General features: G+C 70.0%; 21 protein-coding genes and 1 tRNA gene. 13 read left to right on the forward strand and 9 right to left on the reverse strand.

Features of this window, described 5'->3' with window-relative positions; genetic code table 11:
* The first annotated feature begins 87 nt into the window (after window positions 1-87).
* Window positions 88-1,203 carry a phosphoserine transaminase gene (gene serC / locus ACP15J_RS05315; protein ID WP_424937401.1) on the forward strand — a complete coding sequence of 372 codons (1,116 nt, stop codon included), beginning with the start codon at window positions 88-90 and terminating at the stop codon, window positions 1,201-1,203.
* 112 nt (window positions 1,204-1,315) lie between these two features.
* On the opposite strand, the gene ACP15J_RS05320 is transcribed toward serC, so the two are convergent.
* Complete coding sequence (locus ACP15J_RS05320) at window positions 1,316-1,930, reverse strand: DUF3027 domain-containing protein (RefSeq protein WP_424937400.1); 615 nt, start codon at window positions 1,928-1,930, stop codon at window positions 1,316-1,318.
* On the reverse strand, window positions 1,914-2,294 hold the full coding sequence (locus ACP15J_RS05325) for a cold-shock protein (RefSeq protein WP_424980890.1): 381 nt from the start codon (window positions 2,292-2,294) through the stop codon (window positions 1,914-1,916). Before ACP15J_RS05325 ends, ACP15J_RS05320 begins: the two co-directional genes overlap by 17 nt.
* A gap of 114 nt (window positions 2,295-2,408) precedes the next feature.
* Here ACP15J_RS05325 and ACP15J_RS05330 point away from each other — a divergent pair, with 114 nt between their 5' ends.
* The 6 genes from ACP15J_RS05330 to ACP15J_RS05355 all read left to right on the forward strand — a co-directional run bounded on the left by ACP15J_RS05330 (window position 2,409) and on the right by ACP15J_RS05355 (window position 9,131).
* On the forward strand, window positions 2,409-2,684 hold the full coding sequence (locus ACP15J_RS05330) for a hypothetical protein (RefSeq protein ID WP_424937398.1): 276 nt from the start codon (window positions 2,409-2,411) through the stop codon (window positions 2,682-2,684).
* Between the two features lie 19 nt (window positions 2,685-2,703).
* On the forward strand, window positions 2,704-4,476 hold the full coding sequence (locus tag ACP15J_RS05335) for a helicase-associated domain-containing protein (RefSeq protein WP_424937397.1): 1,773 nt from the start codon (window positions 2,704-2,706) through the stop codon (window positions 4,474-4,476).
* Between the two features lie 72 nt (window positions 4,477-4,548).
* The gene (locus ACP15J_RS05340; RefSeq protein ID WP_424937396.1) at window positions 4,549-6,192 is read left to right on the forward strand and encodes a DNA repair helicase XPB; all 1,644 of its coding nucleotides are present in this window, start codon (window positions 4,549-4,551) and stop codon (window positions 6,190-6,192) included.
* Between the two features lie 98 nt (window positions 6,193-6,290).
* Entirely contained in the window at window positions 6,291-6,983 is a 693-nt protein-coding gene (locus ACP15J_RS05345; RefSeq protein WP_197219920.1) for a response regulator transcription factor, read from the forward strand.
* Window position 6,984: 1 nt separating this feature from the next.
* A complete protein-coding gene (locus ACP15J_RS05350) occupies window positions 6,985-8,700 on the forward strand; it encodes an ATP-binding protein (RefSeq protein ID WP_424937395.1) in 1,716 nt (571 codons plus the stop codon).
* A 143-nt stretch (window positions 8,701-8,843) separates the two neighbouring features.
* Window positions 8,844-9,131, forward strand: a complete 288-nt coding sequence (locus ACP15J_RS05355; protein WP_424937394.1) for a WXG100 family type VII secretion target — start codon at window positions 8,844-8,846, stop codon at window positions 9,129-9,131.
* A gap of 89 nt (window positions 9,132-9,220) precedes the next feature.
* Here the strand turns inward: ACP15J_RS05355 and groL are convergent, their stop codons facing one another.
* From groL to ACP15J_RS05370, 3 genes are all read right to left on the reverse strand, one after another.
* Entirely contained in the window at window positions 9,221-10,840 is a 1,620-nt protein-coding gene (groL, locus tag ACP15J_RS05360; protein WP_424937393.1) for a chaperonin GroEL, read from the reverse strand.
* 124 nt (window positions 10,841-10,964) lie between these two features.
* Window positions 10,965-11,573, reverse strand: a complete 609-nt coding sequence (locus tag ACP15J_RS05365; protein ID WP_424937392.1) for a LytR C-terminal domain-containing protein — start codon at window positions 11,571-11,573, stop codon at window positions 10,965-10,967.
* 41 nt (window positions 11,574-11,614) lie between these two features.
* Window positions 11,615-11,872 carry a DUF3263 domain-containing protein gene (locus ACP15J_RS05370; RefSeq protein ID WP_424937391.1) on the reverse strand — a complete coding sequence of 86 codons (258 nt, stop codon included), beginning with the start codon at window positions 11,870-11,872 and terminating at the stop codon, window positions 11,615-11,617.
* A 133-nt stretch (window positions 11,873-12,005) separates the two neighbouring features.
* On the opposite strand from ACP15J_RS05370, the gene msrB reads away from it, so the two are divergent.
* A complete protein-coding gene (gene msrB / locus ACP15J_RS05375; protein ID WP_424937390.1) occupies window positions 12,006-12,428 on the forward strand; it encodes a peptide-methionine (R)-S-oxide reductase MsrB in 423 nt (140 codons plus the stop codon).
* Window positions 12,425-13,093 carry a nitroreductase family protein gene (locus ACP15J_RS05380; RefSeq protein WP_424937389.1) on the forward strand — a complete coding sequence of 223 codons (669 nt, stop codon included), beginning with the start codon at window positions 12,425-12,427 and terminating at the stop codon, window positions 13,091-13,093. Before msrB ends, ACP15J_RS05380 begins: the two co-directional genes overlap by 4 nt.
* A 36-nt stretch (window positions 13,094-13,129) precedes the next feature.
* Here ACP15J_RS05380 and ACP15J_RS05385 read toward each other — a convergent pair whose 3' ends face one another.
* A complete protein-coding gene (locus ACP15J_RS05385) occupies window positions 13,130-14,083 on the reverse strand; it encodes a DMT family transporter (protein ID WP_424937388.1) in 954 nt (317 codons plus the stop codon).
* An 85-nt stretch (window positions 14,084-14,168) separates the two neighbouring features.
* Here ACP15J_RS05385 and ACP15J_RS05390 point away from each other — a divergent pair, with 85 nt between their 5' ends.
* The 3 genes from ACP15J_RS05390 (at window position 14,169) to ACP15J_RS05400 (ending at window position 15,990) form a co-directional block, all read left to right on the forward strand.
* Window positions 14,169-14,840, forward strand: coding sequence for an SOS response-associated peptidase family protein (locus ACP15J_RS05390; RefSeq protein WP_424937387.1), 672 nt, complete (start codon window positions 14,169-14,171; stop codon window positions 14,838-14,840).
* Window positions 14,841-15,057: 217 nt separating this feature from the next.
* A complete protein-coding gene (locus ACP15J_RS05395; protein ID WP_424937386.1) occupies window positions 15,058-15,459 on the forward strand; it encodes a hypothetical protein in 402 nt (133 codons plus the stop codon).
* 234 nt (window positions 15,460-15,693) lie between these two features.
* On the forward strand, window positions 15,694-15,990 hold the full coding sequence (locus ACP15J_RS05400) for a hypothetical protein (RefSeq protein WP_424937385.1): 297 nt from the start codon (window positions 15,694-15,696) through the stop codon (window positions 15,988-15,990).
* 66 nt (window positions 15,991-16,056) lie between these two features.
* Here ACP15J_RS05400 and ACP15J_RS05405 read toward each other — a convergent pair whose 3' ends face one another.
* Window positions 16,057-16,929 (reverse strand): helix-turn-helix domain-containing protein, encoded by an 873-nt coding sequence (locus tag ACP15J_RS05405; protein WP_424937384.1) that lies wholly within the window; start codon window positions 16,927-16,929, stop codon window positions 16,057-16,059.
* Between the two features lie 265 nt (window positions 16,930-17,194).
* On the opposite strand from ACP15J_RS05405, the gene ACP15J_RS05410 reads away from it, so the two are divergent.
* A complete protein-coding gene (locus tag ACP15J_RS05410) occupies window positions 17,195-18,238 on the forward strand; it encodes a hypothetical protein (RefSeq protein WP_424937383.1) in 1,044 nt (347 codons plus the stop codon).
* Window positions 18,239-18,328: 90 nt separating this feature from the next.
* On the opposite strand, the gene ACP15J_RS05415 is transcribed toward ACP15J_RS05410, so the two are convergent.
* A tRNA-Thr gene (locus tag ACP15J_RS05415) sits at window positions 18,329-18,401 on the reverse strand.
* A 54-nt stretch (window positions 18,402-18,455) separates the two neighbouring features.
* The gene (locus ACP15J_RS05420) at window positions 18,456-19,403 is read right to left on the reverse strand and encodes a DsbA family protein (protein WP_424937382.1); all 948 of its coding nucleotides are present in this window, start codon (window positions 19,401-19,403) and stop codon (window positions 18,456-18,458) included.
* Between the last annotated feature and the right edge of the window lie 77 nt (window positions 19,404-19,480).

Consider the following 19,480-nt stretch of genomic DNA (forward strand, 5'->3'; position numbering starts at 1 on the left):
GGACCTTCGCGGCAGCCCGCCCACGGTCGCGCCGACGAGGCGCGAGCACGGTCAGATCCGCTCCGACGCCACCCTAGAATCAACCCTATGGCGATCGAGATCCCCCGCGAGCTCCTGCCCGTCGACGGCCGCTTCGGCTGCGGTCCCTCCAAGGTGCGCCCGGCTCAGGCCGAGGCGCTGGTCGCCGTCTCGGCGAGTCTGCTGGGCACCTCGCACCGCCAGGCGCCAGTGAAGGACCTCGTCCGCGGCGTTCGCACGCGGCTCGCCTCTCTCTTCCGCCTCCCGGACGGCTATGAGATCGTGCTCGGCAACGGCGGCTCGACGGCGTTCTGGGACGCCGCGGCCTTCGGGCTCATCGAACGACGCAGCCAGAACCTCGTCTTCGGAGAGTTCGGCGGCAAGTTCGCCGCCGCCGCGGCGGCGCCCTGGCTGGCCGCCCCCGACGTGCGCAAGGCCGCGCCGGGGACGCGCATCGAGCCCGAGGCCGTCGAGGGCGTCGACGTGTACGCCTGGCCGCACAACGAGACCTCGACCGGGGTCGCCGCCCCGGTGCGCCGGGTCGGCGCCGACGGCGCGCTCACGGTGATCGACGCCACCAGTGCCGCTGGCGGGATCGACGTGGACCTCGCGGAGGCGGACGTCTACTATTTCGCACCGCAGAAGAACCTCGGCTCCGACGGTGGCCTCTGGCTCGCCGCCCTCTCCCCCGCCGCCATCGAGCGGATCGAACGGATCGCCGCGAGCGGCCGCTACATCCCCGAGTTCCTCAGCCTCAAGAACGCCCTGGACAACTCCCGCCTCGAGCAGACGCTGAACACCCCCGCGCTCTCGACCCTCCACCTGCTCGACAGTCAGCTGCAGTGGATCGACGGCAACGGCGGTCTCGCCTGGGCCGCCGCGCGGACAGCGGAGTCCTCCCAGGAGCTGTACCGCTGGGCGGAGGCCTCGCCGGTCGCCACCCCGTTCGTCGCGAAGCCGTCCGACCGCTCGCCGGTCGTCGTCACGATCGACTTCGATGCGGCCGTGGACGCGGCCGCGATCGCCAAGACCCTGAGGGCCAACGGGATCGTCGACACGGAGCCCTACCGCAAGCTCGGCCGCAACCAGCTGCGCATCGCGACCTTCGTCTCCATCGAGCCCGACGACGTGCGTCAGCTCATCCGCGCGCTCGACTACGTGCTGGAGCACGCGTCCGAGCTCTGACCCCGTATGTCGCCTCGGGCTCGCTCCGCGCCGACTCCTCTCGAGCGGGGATGGCCTCGCCCGTCGCGCTGGTCTTGTCGGCGTCTCCGCGACGGGGGAACTCGCGAGGCGGCTAAGCCGTCGGAGTATCGCCGGCTTCGTCAGGCTCGGACTCGCCGGTCTTCGCCACGGCTTCCTCGTCCTCGCTCCCGGTGGCGGAGTCGTCGAGCTCGTCGATGTCCACGCCGTCGAGGTCCCCGGAATGCAGGAGGTCCTCGTCGAGGTCGTCCTCGTCGAGGTCCACTTCGTCGAAGCCCCCCTCGTCTGCTCCGTCGACCTCGTCCGCCTCATCGAGGTCGTCCTGGTCGCCAGGATCGCCCTCACCCGCGGCATCGCCGTCCTCGTCCCGGTCGTGAGCGGCGAGCTCCGCCTGATGCGCGCGATACTCCGCCAGACGCTCGGCCCACGGCACCCATTCCGGGGCGAGCAGCGCGCCGTCGCCCGGCAACAGCTCGGCTTCGAGCACCGTCGGCTCCTCGTCGTCGACGCGCGCGACCGTCACCGTCCAGTACCAGCCCGGGTAACCGGGGAGGCGGTTCTCGAACCGGAGCGACACCGTGCCGTCCTCCTCGACGAGATATCCCGCCGCGGGACCGATGGTCGCCGCGGGGGTGATCTCGTGGAGAGCGGCGAGCGCGAGGTCCCTCGCGTCCAGCAGCCGCTGGTCGGCGTCAGGCGTCGAGGTCATCGGCGACCTTGCGGAGGACGGCCGCGATCTTGCGCCCGTGACTGGACGAGGGGTAGCGGCCACGGCGCAGATCGCCGCCGATGCCGTCGAGGAGCTTCACCAGGTCCTCGACGATCACGGCCATGTCGTCGGCGGACTTCCGCTTCGTCTTGGCCAGGCTCGGCGGCGCATCGAGCACGCGGACCGAGAGCGCCTGGAGCCCGCGCTTGCCGTCGGCCACGCCGAACTCCACGCGTGTCCCGGCCTTGACCGTCGCGCCGGCGGGGAGGGCCGTGGCGTGCAGGAAGACATCCTGGCCGTCATCCGTCGAGATGAAGCCGAACCCCTTCTCGTCGTCGTAGAACCTGACCTTGCCGGTGGGCATGGGGAAACCTCGCTGATCGATGGAGCCGGACCCGAGGATCCGGAAGGACCGTGCGCGGATGACCGCCATCCGCCCCTCCAGCCTACCCGTCGAGGAACCGGTAGGCTGAGACGGATGAGCACCACGCCGCGCGCCGACGATGTGCCGGTCCGCGCGATCGACCGGTTTCTGGCCTTCGCCGCCCTCGGAATCGCCGCGGCCTCCGTGCTGAGCTTCTTCGCGATCATCATCGGCACCGCCGTCGGCATGAGACAGTCCGACTTCGGCGGGGGGCTGTGGCCGGTGATCGCCGCCGTCCCGCTGTGGGGCCTGCCGATCGCGCTCGCCATGATCATCGCGCTGCTCGTGATGAGCTTCGTGCGGAGAGGACGCGCCGCCCGGCGCTCCTGACGCCGCCACGGCCGGAACGATGAGCACCCACGCGCGCCCGCTCGCCGAGGCCTTGGCCGGGCGCGCGGAAGAGGATCTGCTCCTGTTGCTCACCCGTCGAGAGATCAGGGCGGACGCTCCCTGGAACGACCTCTTCGACGCGGCCGAGGCGCTCCTCGACCCGGCGGCGATCACGCGGTTCCTCCCTCGTCTCACCCGGGAGGAGGCCGAAGGGCTCGCCGGGGCCGTCCACGGGGCGGCCGTCCACGGGGCGAGCGGCCCTCCCGCGTCGGAGGGAACGGCCGCGCTCGTCGCTCTCGCGCTCCTCGCGCCGGACGGCACCCCCTATCCGCCGGTCGCCGCGGCGGTCGCCGGCCTCCCCGATCTGCCCATCCGCCGCAGCACCCCCGACGCACCCGCGCTGTCGTCCGAGGATGTCGCCGACGCGGCCCTCGCGGCACGAGGCGCTGAGCACGCGTTCACCGCCGTCGCGATCCTGGCCGACCTCATGCTGCTCACCCAGGACACTCCCCTCGCGCTCTTGGCCGGGGGGACGATCGGCGCCTCGGAGAAGCGCCGCGCCGTCGAACGCGGGCTCCCCGACGACGGTGTGCTGATCGACGACCTCCTCGTGCTCGGGATCGCGGCCGACCTGCTTCGCGCCGCCGACCGCACGCTCCGCCTCACCTCCGTGGGCGAGGACTGGCTGGGCCTGCCGGGGGTCGAACGGTGGACGATGCTGGCCGAGGGGTTCCTGCGGCGTCTGCCCGCAGGGCTACGACGCCCGGGGGGCGGCTGGATCGATCCCGGGGCCTGGCCTGATGCGTACCCCTGGGACTCGACGTGGCCCGAGGCCGCCGCCGCTCACTCCCGCCGCGCCGAGCTGCTCGGTCTCGTCGCAGACGGACGCCCCACCCCCTGGGCGGCCCCGATGCGCGGTGGCGGTAAGGCGGACGTCACCCTGCTGAGAGCGGCACTGCCCGCCGAGGTCGACCGCGTCTTCCTGCAGAACGACCTCAGCGCGATCGCACCGGGACCGCTGCTGCCGACCCTGGATCTGCGCCTGCGGACCATGGCGGAACGCGAGCCGGCGACACAGGCATCCTCCTATCGCTTCACCGCGGACTCGCTCGCCGCAGGCCTCGCGGTCGGAGAGACCGAGCGGTCGATCATCGCCTTCCTCGAGGAGATCTCGCTGACCGGGGTCCCCCAACCGCTGCGGTACCTCGTCTCCCAGGCGACGCAACGACACGGCCTGGTGCGGGTCACCGCCGATCCGGTCACCGGCCGCACGAGCATCGACTCCGCGGACCCGCACCTGCTCGATGCGATCGGGGTGGACCACGCGCTGCGTCCGCTCGGCCTCGTGCGCGACGGAGCCGCCCTGTCCACCCGTGTCGGACGCGAGACGGTGTTCTGGGCGCTGACCGACGAGCACTATCCGGCCGCCCTGATCGGGCCCGACGGCGCCGACGAGCGCGCCCTGCGCGTCCCCGCGCTCTCGCCGAACCGGGACGAGGACGCCGCGCATCGCTACCGAGACCTCCTCCACCGGCTCCGCTCCGCACAAGGGCCGGATGCCGACGCCGCCTGGCTCGATCGAGAGCTCGAGCACGCCGTTCGCCAGCGGGCCGTCCTGGCGGTCGAGGTGGCGATGCCGGACGGCTCCACCCGCGAGCTCGTCCTCGAGGTCACGGGCCTCGGGGGCGGCCGCCTGCGAGGGCGGGATCGGGCGGCCGACGTGGAGCGGACCCTGCCGATCCGCAGCATCCGCTCCACGCGACTCGTCCCCGCCGACGGCACAGGCTCCTGACGCCCGCACGCGCATGGCCCGCACGCCACGCGCCGGACCCGTTCTCGCCGGCGACCGGTAGACTGGGCGGCTATGTCCGATGGCCCCCTGATCGTCCAGAGCGACCGAACCGTGCTCCTCGAGGTCGCCCACGCCGACGCAGAGAGCGCGCGTCACGAGCTTGCGATCTTCGCGGAGCTGGAGCGCGCGCCCGAGCACATCCACACCTACCGGATCACGCGGCTGGGCCTGTGGAACGCGCGCGCCGCAGGTCACACGGCGGACGACATGCTGGCCACCCTCGACCGCTGGTCCCGCTTCCCCGTGCCGCCGTCGGTGTCGGTCGACATCCGCGAGACGGTCGGGCGCTACGGGCGGCTCGTGATCGAGCGCGACGACGAGGGCGTCCTCCTCATCCGCTCCACGGATCCCGCAGTCCTCACCCAGATCGCGAACAACAAGCGGATCCAGCCGCTGCTCATCGGCCACCCCGCCCCCGACGCCTACGCGGTCGACGCCTGGGCGCGCGGACAGATCAAACAGGAGCTCCTCAAGATCGGATGGCCCGCCGAGGACCTCGCCGGCTACACGCCGGGGACGCCGCACGAGATCGCCCTCGCCGAGGACGGCTGGGAGATGCGCCCCTACCAGCGCGAGGCCGTCGAGGCCTACGCGAAGGACGGATCCGGGGTGGTCGTGCTCCCCTGCGGCGCGGGGAAGACCATCGTGGGCGCCGGCGCGATGGCCGCGACGAAGACCACGACCCTCATCCTGGTCACCAACGCGGTGTCCGCGCGCCAGTGGCGGGACGAGCTCCTCAAGCGCACGAGTCTGACCGCCGAGGAGATCGGCGAGTACTCAGGGCAGGTGAAAGAGGTCAAGCCGGTCACGATCGCGACCTACCAGATCCTCACCGCCAAGAGGAAAGGGCAGTACGCCCACCTCTCGCTCCTCGACGAGATGGACTGGGGTCTTATCGTCTACGACGAGGTGCACCTGCTGCCCGCCCCCGTGTTCAAGCTCACCGCCGATCTCCAGGCCCGCCGCCGTATCGGCCTGACCGCGACCCTCGTCCGCGAGGACGGCCGCGAGGGCGACGTGTTCAGCCTCATCGGACCGAAACGCTTCGACGCGCCATGGAAGCAGATCGAGGCCCAGGGCTTCATCTCGCCCGCCGCCTGCTACGAGGTACGGGTGGACCTCCCGCCGGACGATCGCCTGGAGTACGCGGCGGCCACCGACGACGAGCGCTACCGGATGGCGGCCTCCGCTCCGGCGAAGATCGACGCGGTGCGGGAGCTCATCGCCAAGCATCCCGGCGAGCGCGTCCTCGTGATCGGGCAGTACCTCGATCAGCTGGACACGCTGTCCGACGCGCTTGAGGCGCCGCAGATCACCGGGGCGACTCCGGTGGACGAGCGCGAGGAGCTCTATCGCCAGTTCCGCGAGGGCGAGATCTCCCTGCTCGTGGTGTCGAAGGTCGCCAACTTCTCGATCGACCTTCCCGAGGCATCGGTCGCGATCCAGGTGTCAGGATCGTTCGGCTCGCGCCAGGAGGAGGCCCAGCGTCTCGGCCGGCTCCTGCGTCCCAAGCAGTCCGGGCACACGGCGAGCTTCTACACGCTCATCGCACGGGACACGGTCGACCAGGACTACGCGCAGAACCGCCAGCGCTTCCTCGCGGAACAGGGATACAGCTACACCATCCTCGATGCCGCCGATCTCGAGGCCGCCTAGGCCTGACGTCACGGGAGCGGGGCTTCGTCGGCGACCCGCGGTGGCGCGGATCCGACAGAATCCAGCATGCGCATCGAAGAGGTCACCATAATGGGGGCATGACTGAAGCGCGCATCCTGGTCGTCGACGACGAACCGAACATCCGCGACCTGCTGTCCACGGGGCTGAGCTTCGCCGGATTCTCGGTGAAGACCGTCGCCAACGGCGCCGCCACCATCTCCGCCGTCCTCGAGGAGGAGCCCGACCTCATCATCCTCGACGTCATGCTCCCCGACATGAACGGGTTCAGCGTCACCAAGCGCCTTCGGGGCGCCGGCTTCACCGCTCCGATCCTCTTCCTCACCGCGAAGGACGACACGGAGGACAAGATCGAGGGGCTCAACGCCGGCGGCGACGACTACGTCACCAAGCCCTTCAGCCTCGACGAGATCGTCGCCCGCGCCCAGGCGATCCTGCGCCGCACGATGCAGGCCGACGAGGAGTCGATCATCCGCGCCGGCGAGCTGTCCATGGATCAGGACACGCACGACGTCTTCGTCGGCTCGACGGCGATCGAGCTGAGCCCGACCGAGTTCAAGCTCCTGCGCTACCTGATGCTCAACCCGAACCGCGTGCTGTCGAAGGCGCAGATCCTCGATCACGTCTGGGAGTACGACTTCAACGGCGACGCGGGCATCGTGGAGAGCTACATCTCCTATCTCCGGCGCAAGATCGACCCGCACACCGAGGAGCCGGTGATCCAGACCAAGCGCGGTTTCGGCTACATGCTCAAGGTGGGCAAGTCGGCCTGACATGGCCCACAAGACCGACGCGGTCACCCAATGGTGGCGGCGGATCAGCCTGCGCGCGAAGGTGACCGGCGTCACCGTCGCTGTGCTGGCCCTCGGGCTGCTCGTCACCGGGATCGGGTCGATGCCGATCCTGCGCAACTCGCTCGTCGCCAACGTGGAAGCCCAGCTGCCGACGGTCGTGTCGAGCGACGTCGCCTCGCGCTTCTTCACGTTCGAGCAGGCCGGCGACGGGGAGCTGGTCGTGACACCTCGGACGGACGCGCCACGGGTCACAGACTACTTCGTCGCGGTCTACGACCCTTCCGGCGATCTGAAGGCCGCTGCCGGAGGCTCTCCGAACGCGTCTCCGCCCTCGTTCCCGCCCTCCTACCCGCTTCCCGTGGCGCTCGCGGACGCAGAGGCAGAATCGGTCCGCACGCTGACCTCCGCCGACGGCGTCGAGTTCCGGGCGGGCACGTCGGTGCAGCAGTCCGCCGGGGCGAGCCCGGTGCGGATCCAGGTCGTGGCACTCTCACTCGAGGAGACCGACAGCATCATCGCCACCTACTTCGGGGTCTTCATCACGATCGCGCTGATCACGATCCTCGTCGCCGCACTGCTCACGCGAGGGCTCGTGACGCTCACCTTCCGCAGGCTCGGACAGGTCGAGTCCACCGCGATGTCGATCGCCTCAGGCGACTTCAGCCAGCGCCTCACAGACCTCGAGCCGACCACCGAGGTGGGGCGCCTCAACTCCGCCATCAACACGATGCTCGATCGGGTGGACGCCTCCCTCGCGCAACGCGATCGCACGGTGCAGCACATGCGCCGCTTCATCGGCGACGCCAGCCACGAGCTGCGCACCCCCCTCGTGAGCGTGCGAGGCTATGCGGAGCTGTACCGGATGGGGGCGATCACGGGCGAGGAGGACACGGCGCGGGCGATGGAGCGCATCGAGAAGGAGGCGCTTCGGATGGGCGTCCTCGTCGAGGACCTGCTCGCGCTGGCGCGCCTCGACGAGCAGCGTGAGCTGACGATCGAGCCCCTCGACCTGCGGCCGCTCGCACAGGACGCCGCCCTCGACGTCCGCGCGGCCGCGCCGCTGCGCACGGTGACGGTCGTGGACCGGACGGCAGAGAGCGCGCCGGTGCGGCCGACGCCGCCGAAGGAGCCCGCGATCACGCGCCCGGCACCGCCGGCGGCACGGAACCGGGGCGCGATCTCTCTCGGACGCCTCCGACGCCGCGCCAAGGACGCCGCGTCCGCCGTCCCGGAGATCGACTTCTCCGAGGCGATCGTCGTTCCCGTCTCGACCCCGCCCATCGTGCTCGGCGAAGAGAACAAGGTCCGCCAGGTGATCGCCAACCTGCTCGGCAACGCCCGGCGCTTCTCTCCCGAGGACTCTCCCATCGAGATCGTCGTCGGCGCAGACCGGCACAGGGACATCGGCTGGTTCTCGATCGTGGATCACGGCGAGGGCGTGCCCGAGCAGATCCGGGAGCAGATCTTCCAGCGCTTCTGGCGTGCCGACTCGTCGCGTACCCGCGAGACCGGCGGATCGGGTCTGGGCCTCGCGATCGTCGCCTCCATCGTGCAGGCCCTCGGCGGAGGGGTCGATGTGACGGAGACCCCCGGCGGCGGAGCGACCTTCACGGTCTCGCTCCCCCTCGCACCGGCCAGGGCGACTCCCGAGCACCTGCTCCAAGACACCCAGCCGCTGGAGCCGCTCGACCTCTGACCCGATGCCGGTCTCGGACGAATGCGCCTGCACGGATCCGTCATCCGAGGAGTTCTCCACCGGTCACGCGATCGGGACGGCCTCCGGAAACAACGGGCCCCTACCCTCGAGGAACCCGCACCGACCTCGAAAGGACCGTCGCCATGACCTTCTTCACCGTCGACACCGATGCCGTCTTCTCCGCGACCTCGGCGCTGCGCAGCACTGCCGAGCGACTGCGATCCGAGACGGCGACGATGATGGCGCAGCTCTCTGATCTCCCGGCCTCGTGGTCGGGGCAGGCCTCGACGGCGTTCCAGACCGCCACCGAGCAATGGCGGGGCGCCCAGACGCATGTCGAGCAGGCGCTCGACACGATCGGTCAGGCACTGGACAGCGCGGGGCGGCAGTACGCCCAGGCTGAGGACTACTCCGCCTCGCTCTTCCGCTGACGCCGGACGACCGATCGACCCGCCGTCTGGATACGAGGAAGACCCCCGGCTGCAGCCGGGGGTCTTCCTGTCGTCCGCTCAGCGCTGGATCAGAAGTCCATGCCGCCGGTCGGGTCGGCCGGGGCCGCAGCGGCCTTCTCCGGCTTGTCGGCCACGACCGCCTCCGTGGTGAGGAAGAGGCCGGCGATCGACGCGGCGTTCTGCAGCGCCGAACGGGTGACCTTGGCCGGGTCGATGATGCCCTGGCCGAACATGTCACCGTACTCGCCGGTCGCGGCGTTGAGGCCCTGACCCTGCGGGAGCTCGGAGACCTTGGCCGCCACGACGCCCGGCTCGAGGCCGGCGTTGAGAGCGATCTGCTTCAGCGGAGCCTCGATCGCGACGCGCACGATGTTCGCACCGGTCGCCTCGTCACCCGAGAGCTCCAGGGCGGCGAGCGCCTTGGTCCCGGACTGGATGAGCGCGACGCCACCGCCGGGGACGATGCCCTCCTCGACGGCCGCCTTCGCGTTGCGGACGGCGTCCTCGATGCGGTGCTTACGCTCCTTGAGCTCGACCTCGGTGGCCGCGCCCGCCTTGATGACGGCAACGCCGCCGGCGAGCTTGGCGAGGCGCTCCTGCAGCTTCTCGCGGTCGTAGTCGCTGTCGGTGTTCTCGATCTCGCGACGGATCTGGGTCACGCGGCCGGAGATCTGCTCCGCGTCGCCGGCGCCCTCGACGATGGTCGTCTCGTCCTTGGTGACGATGACCTTGCGCGCCCGGCCGAGCAGGTCGAGGGTGGCGTTCTCGAGCTTGAGGCCGACCTCCTCGGTGATGACCGTGCCGCCCGTGAGGATCGCGATGTCCTGGAGCTGGGCCTTACGGCGGTCGCCGAAGCCGGGGGCCTTGACGGCGACCGACTTGAAGATCCCGCGGATCTTGTTGAGCACCAGGGTCGCAAGAGCCTCGCCCTCGACGTCCTCAGCGATGATGACGAGCTCCTTGCCGTCCTGGATCACCTTGTCGACGACGGGCAGAAGGTCCTTGATGTTCGAGATCTTCTGGTTGGCGATGAGGATGTACGGGTCCTCGAACACCGCCTCCTGACGGTCGGGGTCCGTCACGAAGTAGGGGTTGAGGTAGCCCTTGTCGAAACGCATGCCCTCGGTGAGCTCGAGCTCGGTGCCGAAGGTCTGCGACTCCTCGACCGTGACGACGCCCTCCTTGCCGACCTTGTCGATCGCCTCGGCGATGAGCTCGCCGATGGCCGGGTCGGCGGCCGAGATGGACGCGGTGGCGGCGATCTCCTCCTTGGACTCGATCTCCTTCGCGGACTCGAGGAGCTCGTCGGTGATCGCGGCGACGGCCTTCTCGATGCCCTTCTTGAGGCTGATCGGGTCGGCGCCGGCGGCGACGTTGCGCAGGCCCTCGCGGACGAGCGCCTGGGCGAGAACGGTCGCAGTGGTGGTTCCGTCACCCGCGACGTCGTCGGTCTTCTTGGCGACCTCCTTGACCAGCTCCGCGCCGATCTTCTCGTACGGGTCGTCGAGCTCGATCTCCTTGGCGATCGACACGCCGTCGTTCGTGATCGTGGGCGCGCCCCACTTCTTCTCGAGCACGACGTTGCGGCCACGCGGGCCGAGCGTCACCTTGACGGCGTCGGCCAGGATGTTCAGGCCGCGCTCGAGGCCGCGACGGGCCTCCTCATCGAAAGCGATGATCTTTGCCATGAGTTCTGTCGTCCCTCCTGGACGTAGGCGTTGGTCTTAGCACTCAGCGAGAGCGAGTGCTAATGCCATTCTGGCACTCGGCACCTTCGAGTGCAAGCCGCGCGCCAGCGCCCGGAGGGCGAGGTCAGGGCGTGGTCGCGCCTTCGGATCCCCCGTCGGCCGGCGCCCCCGACGGCGAGGGCGCGCTCCCCGCGACATGGTCGAGCCCGATCACCACGGTCAGCTGCTTCAGACCCTCCGCGATGTCGTCCCCATAGGTGCTGCTCTGCACGGTCTTCGCACCGCCGACGAGGGCGGCGAGGGCTTCCGCCGCCGACTGATCGCTCTCGTTCTGGTAGTAGACGGTGGTCTCGGCGAAGTCCTGCGAATCGGCATCACCGGCGAGGACCGACTCCTCCGGCCATCCCGCGTTCACGATCGTGTCGCGCAGACCCGCCGCGAGCCCGTCCCTGCCGGTCGCGTTGAGGATCATGACGCCGTACGAGGTGTCGATCCGCGGCGGCGTCGAGGAGGAGGGCGGCGGAGCTGTGCTCGTCGGCTGAGGGCCGAGCGAGATCCGGTCCGTCGCGACCATCACGGCGAAGATCCCTCCGGCGATGAGGATCAGGGCCGCCACCGCCGACCACAGAAGGACCACCCAGCCGTTCATGCCCGGGTTCTCCGCGCGATGGGCGCCGACTCTGCCCTCGGCACGGGGGGCGTCGTCGAAGCGGTCGCGATCGGGTGTGGGCACGTCTCGATGTTAGCGGCACGCCCTCAGGGGCACGCGTGACCTCAGCCGGTCGCGCCGGAGACGCGCTCCGCCCGTCGCCGCGCTCCCTCGTCGCGGACGCGGCGAAGACGACGGACCAGCAGCGGGTCGTACGCGAGGGCGGCGTCGGCATCGAGCAGCCGGTCGAGCAGCAGATAATAGCGAGCGGGTGCGAGGGAGAGCTCGGCCCGGATCGCTTCCTCCTTGGCGCCTCCGTGCCGTGGCATCCGCGCCTCCAGGTCGAGGATGCCACGCTCGCGATCGGTCAGCTGCTCGGACATCGCTCTCACGCTATGCCGCGGAGGCAGGAAACCCGCCGATCCCCGGCGGCGATCCGCGGATCCCGGCCGCACAGGCCGTGGACGCCGCGAAGCGACGAGAATAGATGGAGGGTTCCGCATCCGAGGAGGGCACATGGACTATCGCGTGAAGAAGACCGACGAGCAGTGGCGGTCGGAGCTCGGAGAACAGGAGTACGCCGTGCTGCGCCAGGCCGCGACGGAGCGCCCGTGGACCGGAGAGCTCCTCGACGAGGGTCGCGCGGGCCTGTACGCCTGCGGCGCCTGCGGGGCGGAGCTGTTCCGCAGCGGCACGAAGTTCGACTCCGGCTGCGGGTGGCCGAGCTTCTACGAGTCGATCCGTCCCGAGGCCGTGGAGCTGATCGAGGACACGAGCCTGGGCATGGTGCGCACCGAGGTGCGCTGCGCCGCCTGCGGCTCACACCTCGGCCACGTCTTTCCCGACGGATTCGGCACTCCCACGGGGGACCGCTACTGCATGAACTCGATCGCGCTCGACTTCCGCCCGGACGGCGCCGCCGACCCGGACGCCCGATGACCGCGCTCGACGCGGTACGGTCTCGCCAGTCCTGGTCGAAGGTCACCGACGAGGCGCCCACGCGGGAGGAGCTGCTCCCGCTCGTGGCCGCCGCCGGACGGGTCGCCGACCACTCGTCGCTCCGCCCCTGGCGCCTGATCGAGCTGCGCGGCGATGACCGTCTGACGCTCGGAGCCGCCCTCGGCGCGGCGCAGGGCTCCTCCGAGCCGTCGGCGAAGCCGCTCCGCGCGCCTCTCCTCATCGCGGTCGTCGCCAGCTTTCGGGAGAGCGGCAAGGTCCCGCGGTGGGAGCAGGAGGCGGTCGCGTCCGGCGTCGCCCATGTGCTGAGCCTCCTCCTGGACGAGGCCGGATGGGGGGTGATCTGGCGGACGGGCGGGCTCACCCGCACGCCGGAGGTCGCCGCCGCGCACGGGCTGGGCGAGGACGAGACGCTGCTCGGCTGGCTCTACATCGGAGGAAAGCCGGGACGCACCCCCGGGCGCCGCAAGGAGGTGCCCGCACGCGCCCTGCTCACCAGGATGCCGTCCTCCACAGTGGGCGGCGACACCGCGCGTCCCGACGACACCATGCACCCGGGAGACAGAGGCACGCCGCACACGGGCGACGGGAAGAAGCCCAAGGGCACGAAGAAGAAGGACCGGAAGTCCGCGAAGAAGAAACACTGATCGCTCCCGTCGCGCTCAGCCTCGACAGAGCCGGCGTCAGCGTCGGGTCCGCCGGCTCCACGGCACGGCGACCACCACCGAGCACGTGGCCACGACGACCATCGCGAACACCTGCCAGAGAGCGGGGCCGGCGAGCGGGGGCCAGAGGAGGTCGATCGCGACCGAGGTCGTGAGCTGCCCGAGCACGGATCCGAGCCCCATCAGCAGCACACCCGTGCGTGCGACGACCACGACGCCGAGCAGGATGTACGCAAAGCCGAGGAGACCGCCGAGATAGAGCCCCGGCTCCACCGGCAGCGGGTTGGGCGCACCGGTGAGGATCACGCTCACGGTCGCCGCCACCGCGAGCGTCACCGTCCCCACGATGAAGCTCATCAGCGTGGCGGCGAGAGGGGAGCGCACACGTTGCCCGAGTCGTCCGTTGGCCGCCGCCTGCCATGCGATGCCGATGCCGGCGGCGAAGGGGAGCGACAGCATCCAGAGCGGAGCCCGGTCGAGCACTCCGCCGCCGAGCGAGATCCCGACCGCGATGAGGGCGAGGACCCCGCCCACGACCCGACCCGATGTCACTGCGACGACTCCCGCCGGGCCGAACCCTATCCGGTCCAGCACGAGGCCGTGCAGCGTCTGGCCAGCAACCACGCCCACCGTGAAGAGCGCGACGCCCAGGACCCCCGCGACGAGTCCCTGCGTCGACACGGTGAGGGCTCCGCACGCGCCGCCGAGCAGCATCCACGGCGGCACGGACCGGTCGCGCACGCCCCGCCACAGCCGCATCGCGCCCGCACGTCCGGCGGGGAGGAGGATGACGACGACGAGGAGGGTGACGAGCCCGACGGAGAAGGAGACGAGACCGGCGACGACGCCGTCCGACAGACGGACGCCGAGCAGGCCGTTGATCCGCGCCTGGATCGCGGTCATCGCGCCGATGGCCACGGCCCCGCCCAGGTAGATCCCTGAGGGAAGCTCGCGGCGCGCCTGGTCCGTCACCCCAGCGACCCTACCCGAGCACGTCTGCCGCACCGCCGGTCACCGCGCAGGGCGCTCCGTCGTCCGGCGGCGATATCCTGAGCCCATGTGTGCGAACTACGGCCTCGATCCGAGGTTCGGCGACGTGCATTTCGACGACGAGCCCGACGCCGAGCTCGTGGAAGCCCTCCGGACGTGGGCCGACCGCAACGCGGGTGAGGTCATCCGCCCCACCGGTCGGCGGCTGCGCAACCTCAACCCGATCGTCGTCGGACGCGGCGGCGCACCCGCGCTGGAGGAGGCCTGGTGGGGGCTCCTTGTCGACGGCGCCCCCGCGCGCTTCCCCTCCATCAACACCAGATCTGAGCGCGTGCGGCAGAGCCCGGACGGGCTGGCGGGGCGAGCGATCGTGCCGGCGACGAGCTGGTACGAGATGCAGAAGCCGAGCCGGGTCTGGAACGAGTTCACGCTGGCGGGACGGGCGGTGTTCGGCATGGCCGCGGTGACCCGCCTCTGCCACACGGACGACGGCTCCTGGCTCACCTGCTACTCGATCCTGATGCGCCCCGCTCCCCCTCGGCTCGCCGGCATCCATGAGAGGATGCCGGTCCTCCTGTCGCCGGGTCTCGCACGCGAATGGCTCACCGCACGCCCGTCCCGCGCCCTGATGGACGACGTTCTGCTCGCATCGGAAGACGTCGCCCGATGGGTCGAGGCCGCGACGATCGCCGGGCGCCCTGACGACCGGAGGCGTGAGCTCTCGACCGCGCCGGCGTAAGGAATCGGCCCATCCTGCGGATCAGCCGAACGACGCGCCGCACTTCGGCCTTTTGGGCTCGACAGTAGACCATCGACCAGGTATTCTGTCCTGATGGGTTAGTCGAGCCCGAAGCTCTGACCCATAACCGCTGTGGGGACCACGACGGCGGCATTCATACGGCAAGGCGCCCTGGGGGCGTTCTCGGGCACCGTCACGTTTCTCTGGGGAGGGAACAATGACACTGGAAGCTCAGGCTGTGAGCCCGCGCGACACCGTCGACATGATCGATGTGGAGACTCTGCGACCTTCGAGGTCGGCGCAGACGCCCGCACAGAGCATCGACGCAGAGGTTCTCACCGAGCTTCGCCGTGGATCGACCTTCGGCCGGACGCTGACCCGCCCGATGCGCGAGCTCCTGAACATGCTCGTCGCGGACGAGGCCACCCCGGAGCAGAACGTGCTCGGCGGAGGGCATCCGCTCGTCCCGTTCCGCCGCGCGCGCATCCGCAACAGGGTCAACCGGCTCATCGCGATGCGGTTCGTGCATCGTGAAGGCGGCAATCTCCGCCCGACGATCGCCGGTATCGGCGCCGTCCGCCCGCTGTCGACGGCCGCGCAGCTCGTCCAGCACCACTGAGACCCTTCGAAGGCCCGGCATCCGCTTCGATGCCGGGCCTTCGCCGTGCCTGGACGCCGGGCCCCGTTCCCCTCGGGCGACTCCTCGCTCTCCGGGGCCACGCCGTCATCCTCTGGGATGAATCAGCCCCCTCGCCAGGATGAACAAGGCCCTGAGGGCTTGGCCAGCACGGGAACATGCTGAAGGCTGGAATCACAGGCCGCCGAGACTCGGGAGGCCGTGAAAGGAACCACCGTGTCCACCTCTGCTCTCCACGCCGGCACAGCGACGGAGCGTCCCGCCGCCGGCCCGCTCAGCGTCGCCAGCTTCGTTCTCGGCATCGTGTCGGTCGTCGCCGGCTGGACCTTCGTCGTTCCCCTCGTCAGCGTCGTCCTCGGCATCCAGGCGCTCCGCCGCGAGCCTCAGAGCAAGACACTCGCTGTCTGGGGGCTCGTGCTCTCCGGCATCATGATGTCTTTCTGGATCCTCTTCGCGGTCCTCGCCCTCGCCATCGGCGCCGTGTGGGTCTTCACACTGCCCTGGGTCTTCTGACCGCAGCCCCGCCGAGCCGCGCGACGCCTCGCGCAGGATGGCATCGGTTCAGCGCTTCCGACTGTTTCAGCGTTCCTGGCCGGATCGGCGCTTGAGGGCGTCCCGGAGGCGTCGAGCAGAAGAGAAGCCCGCGATGGTGGCGACCTGTTCGAGAGTCCCCCTGCTCCGTGCCGGCGTGACGCGGAGGACGGAGTCCGCCGCGTCGAGTCGTCGCTCCTCGATCGCTCTGCTCGGGGTCGTGCCGACGGCCGCGAACGGTCGGCGGAGGTGGCGAGCGGAGAGCCCCAACGTCGAGGCGAGCGTCCCGGCGTCGAACGCGCTGTCCATGTACCGTTGCTCGATCACCGCGCGAGCGTCCTGGAGGATGGCCGTCTGCGTGGCCGAGAGACGCTCTGTCTCTCCTGTCGCATCGAGCATCGCCGCGACGGCCACCCCGGTGAACGCGTCGAGGAGCATGCCCGCGCCGCCTGTCTGGCCGAGCGTCGGCTGCGTGCTGGTGGCGTTCGTCATCGTGGTGAGCAGGGCGTAGTAGTCGGCCTGCAGCGGGAGGGCGCGCCCGAACGAACGCGCGAACTTCTCCTGCCGAAGCGTCGGCGCGTGAAGCTGCCACTCGCATCTCGCCCAGATCCCGCTGTTCGTCGTCGTGACGTGATCGTCGGCCCGCAGGAAGAGGGCTTCGTGGGGGCGGATCTGCAGAGAGCCGTCGTTCACGCTGACCTCCGCCATGCCGTCCACCCCGAGGATGACCCTCGTCCACCCGTCGTCGAGCCCCTTCGCTCGAAGAGAGCCGGCCGTCGACCACACCCGTGCGACGACCCAGGAGTCGTGGGCGGTGGCCTCGACAGACCACCGTTGCGGTTCCGGCGGGAGAGGCCTCCACGCCAGGGTGCTCAGCGGGTACGGCGTGCTGGCCGTGGGCATGTTGGTCGTTCGGCGCATGGTCGTCTCGTTCACAGGCTGGGGAGCAGGCGACGTCCGCGAATGATGGAGAGCGCCGACGCCGTGAGCACAGGGCTTCATGAAGAGTGATGGCCTCTCGACGGCTGTCTTTGACCCGTTCCCGAAGTCGGCCGCTCGGACGACTGATCGCGGACAGAAACACCCTGTTCGACAGATAACGCGCACCCGTTGCTGTCCTACTGGATGGGGAGCGCACGGCCGCGGACGCGGGTGCGCTTCGTCATGAGAACCAACGGGGGAAACTGTGCACGACAACATCACAAGCGAAGAGAACGAGAAGGAGCCGGTCGGAGTCTCGCGTCGGACGGTCGTCCGCGGAGCGGCGTGGAGCGTCCCGGTGATCGCGGCCGCGACGTCGGTCCCGTTCGCTGCGGCATCGGTCCCGGCCGAGTGCGTCTCCTATGACCCGCACGGCGTCTACGGCTCGTCGGGGCAGGCCATCTTCCAGTACGTGGGGACCGGCAACCCGAGCACGTTCACCGTGCCGAAGACCGACGCGGGCTACGACTGGGCGGGGAACCTCGCGTTCGGTCTCGACAAGGTCGGCCAGCCGAACTGTCAAGGAGCAAGCTTCGCGTTCTACGGCTCGACCTGGGACAACGCCGCCAACCGGAACCATCTGTACAAGGCGATCCCGGACCCTGCGACCAACGGCACCACGTCGATCGTCACCGACCTGGGCACCTTCGACTGCCTCTCCAGCGGCGGGTACTCACCCGCCTGGGGAGGGATGGCCGTCGACACCGCGGGCGACGTCTGGGCGGTGAGCAACACAGCGAACATGGCGACGGTCCAGGTGGCCCGGATCGACCCGATCACGCTCGCCTGTCAGTCGAACACTCCCGGCGCGGTCGGCGTCGGCCCCCACGCCGCCAAGATCCAGAGCGGGTATGTCGGGCCGGATCTCACCTTCACCCCGGACGGTCAGATGTGGGGGCTCATCTGGGATGCTACTTCCAACGAGTTCTGGATGTCCCGGTATCACCTCACCGCCGGCGCGAAGCTCGGCGTCGAGCCCGTCTTCCGGGTGACCGGAGCCGTCCCGGCCCTCTACGAGATGCGCTATCTTGACGGGCTGGCGTGGAAGGGCACCGCCGCCACGTACGACAGCGGGCTGTTCTACATCGCATGGGGCGGCCCTGTGCGGGGCGACGTCTACGTCATCGATCCGAGAACCGGGGACTCCTCGCTCGCCGCGAGCAAGACGCTCCCCGACGACACCGGATCGACCTACCGTCTGGAGGACCTCGCCTCCGCGCCGGTGATCAGCCCCACCTCGTCTCTTTAGAACGGACAGCCACGCGAGGACACAAGGGGATGGCCCCGGGCTCCATGAGTCCGGGGCCATCCCCTTCCTGCCCGATCAGGAGATCTCCAGAGCCGACTACGGGACTCGAACCCGTAACCCCCGTATTACAAGTACGGTGCGCTACCAATTGCGCCAAGTCGGCAGGTGCCATCCCCCAGTGTAGGAGACGACCCGCCTCCACCCCCGCAACGCGGCGTCAGGAGGCGGGAACGGTCGCTGTGGGGGACGGCGACCGCGTGGGAGTGGGAGTGCCGTAATACGCGTCGCTCGAGACAGAGAACACGAACTGCGAGAACTCGCCGGGGTCGTCCATCGCCCCCATGTAGGCCTGCCCGTTCACGACGACCGTCGGCGCCGCGTTGAGCGGGAGGTCCACCGAGCCGGGCAGCGGACCCTTCGCGGCGCGAGCCGTCGCGTCCTTGACCCATTCGGTGTAGTGCTTGTCCTCGATGCAGGAGCGGACGCCCTTGATGTCCTCGATGCCGATGGCCTGAGCGAGGTCCGCGAGCTGAGCGTCGGACTTGCCGTCGGTGTCGACCGCGGGCTGGTCGGTGAGCAGCTCGTGGTTGTAGGTGTAGAACTTGTCCGGGTCGAAGTTCGCGACGCAGGCCGCCGCAGCCGCGGCGCGCAGCGAGTACTTCGTGCCGTTCGAGTTGGCCGTGAGCAGCGCGATCGGGTGGTAGACGAGGGTCGCCGCCCCCTGACCGATCCAGCTCTCGATCTGCCGTGCGTTCGTGCGCTCGAAGTCGCCGGCGTTCGAGGACAGATAGTCGACGTAGACGTGGATCTCCACCGGGCTCGCGGTGGAGGCCGGCGACGGCGAGACTGCCCCGGCGTCTGCGCCCTCCGTGGGCGAGGCGTCGGCTGTCGCCTTCTTCGTCGCCGCCGCCGAGAGCTGATGGACGACAACGCCGTCGTCCTGCATGTTCGACGGGATGAGCTCCGGCTTGTTCATAGTCGAGCTCACGGCGGAGGCGATGCCGATGCCCGCCGCCCCGACGGCGGCGACCGCGACGAGGCCGACGATCACGCCGCGAACGACCCTCGCTCGGGACTGCTTGGCGTGCACCTGCTGTGCTTTCTCCCTGACCGCCTCGCGCGCGTGGCGGGAGGTCGGGACGTTCGGCGTTTCGTCGCTCGACATCGTTCCTCTTGAGACTCTGGGCGGGGGACGGGCCTCCCCGGGGCGCTGCAGACGAACAGCGTCGATGACGATGCTAG

Origin of the sequence: Microbacterium sp. S308A+ (assembly GCF_049800815.1) — a bacterium.
Classification (GTDB): Bacteria; Actinomycetota; Actinomycetes; order Actinomycetales; family Microbacteriaceae; genus Microbacterium.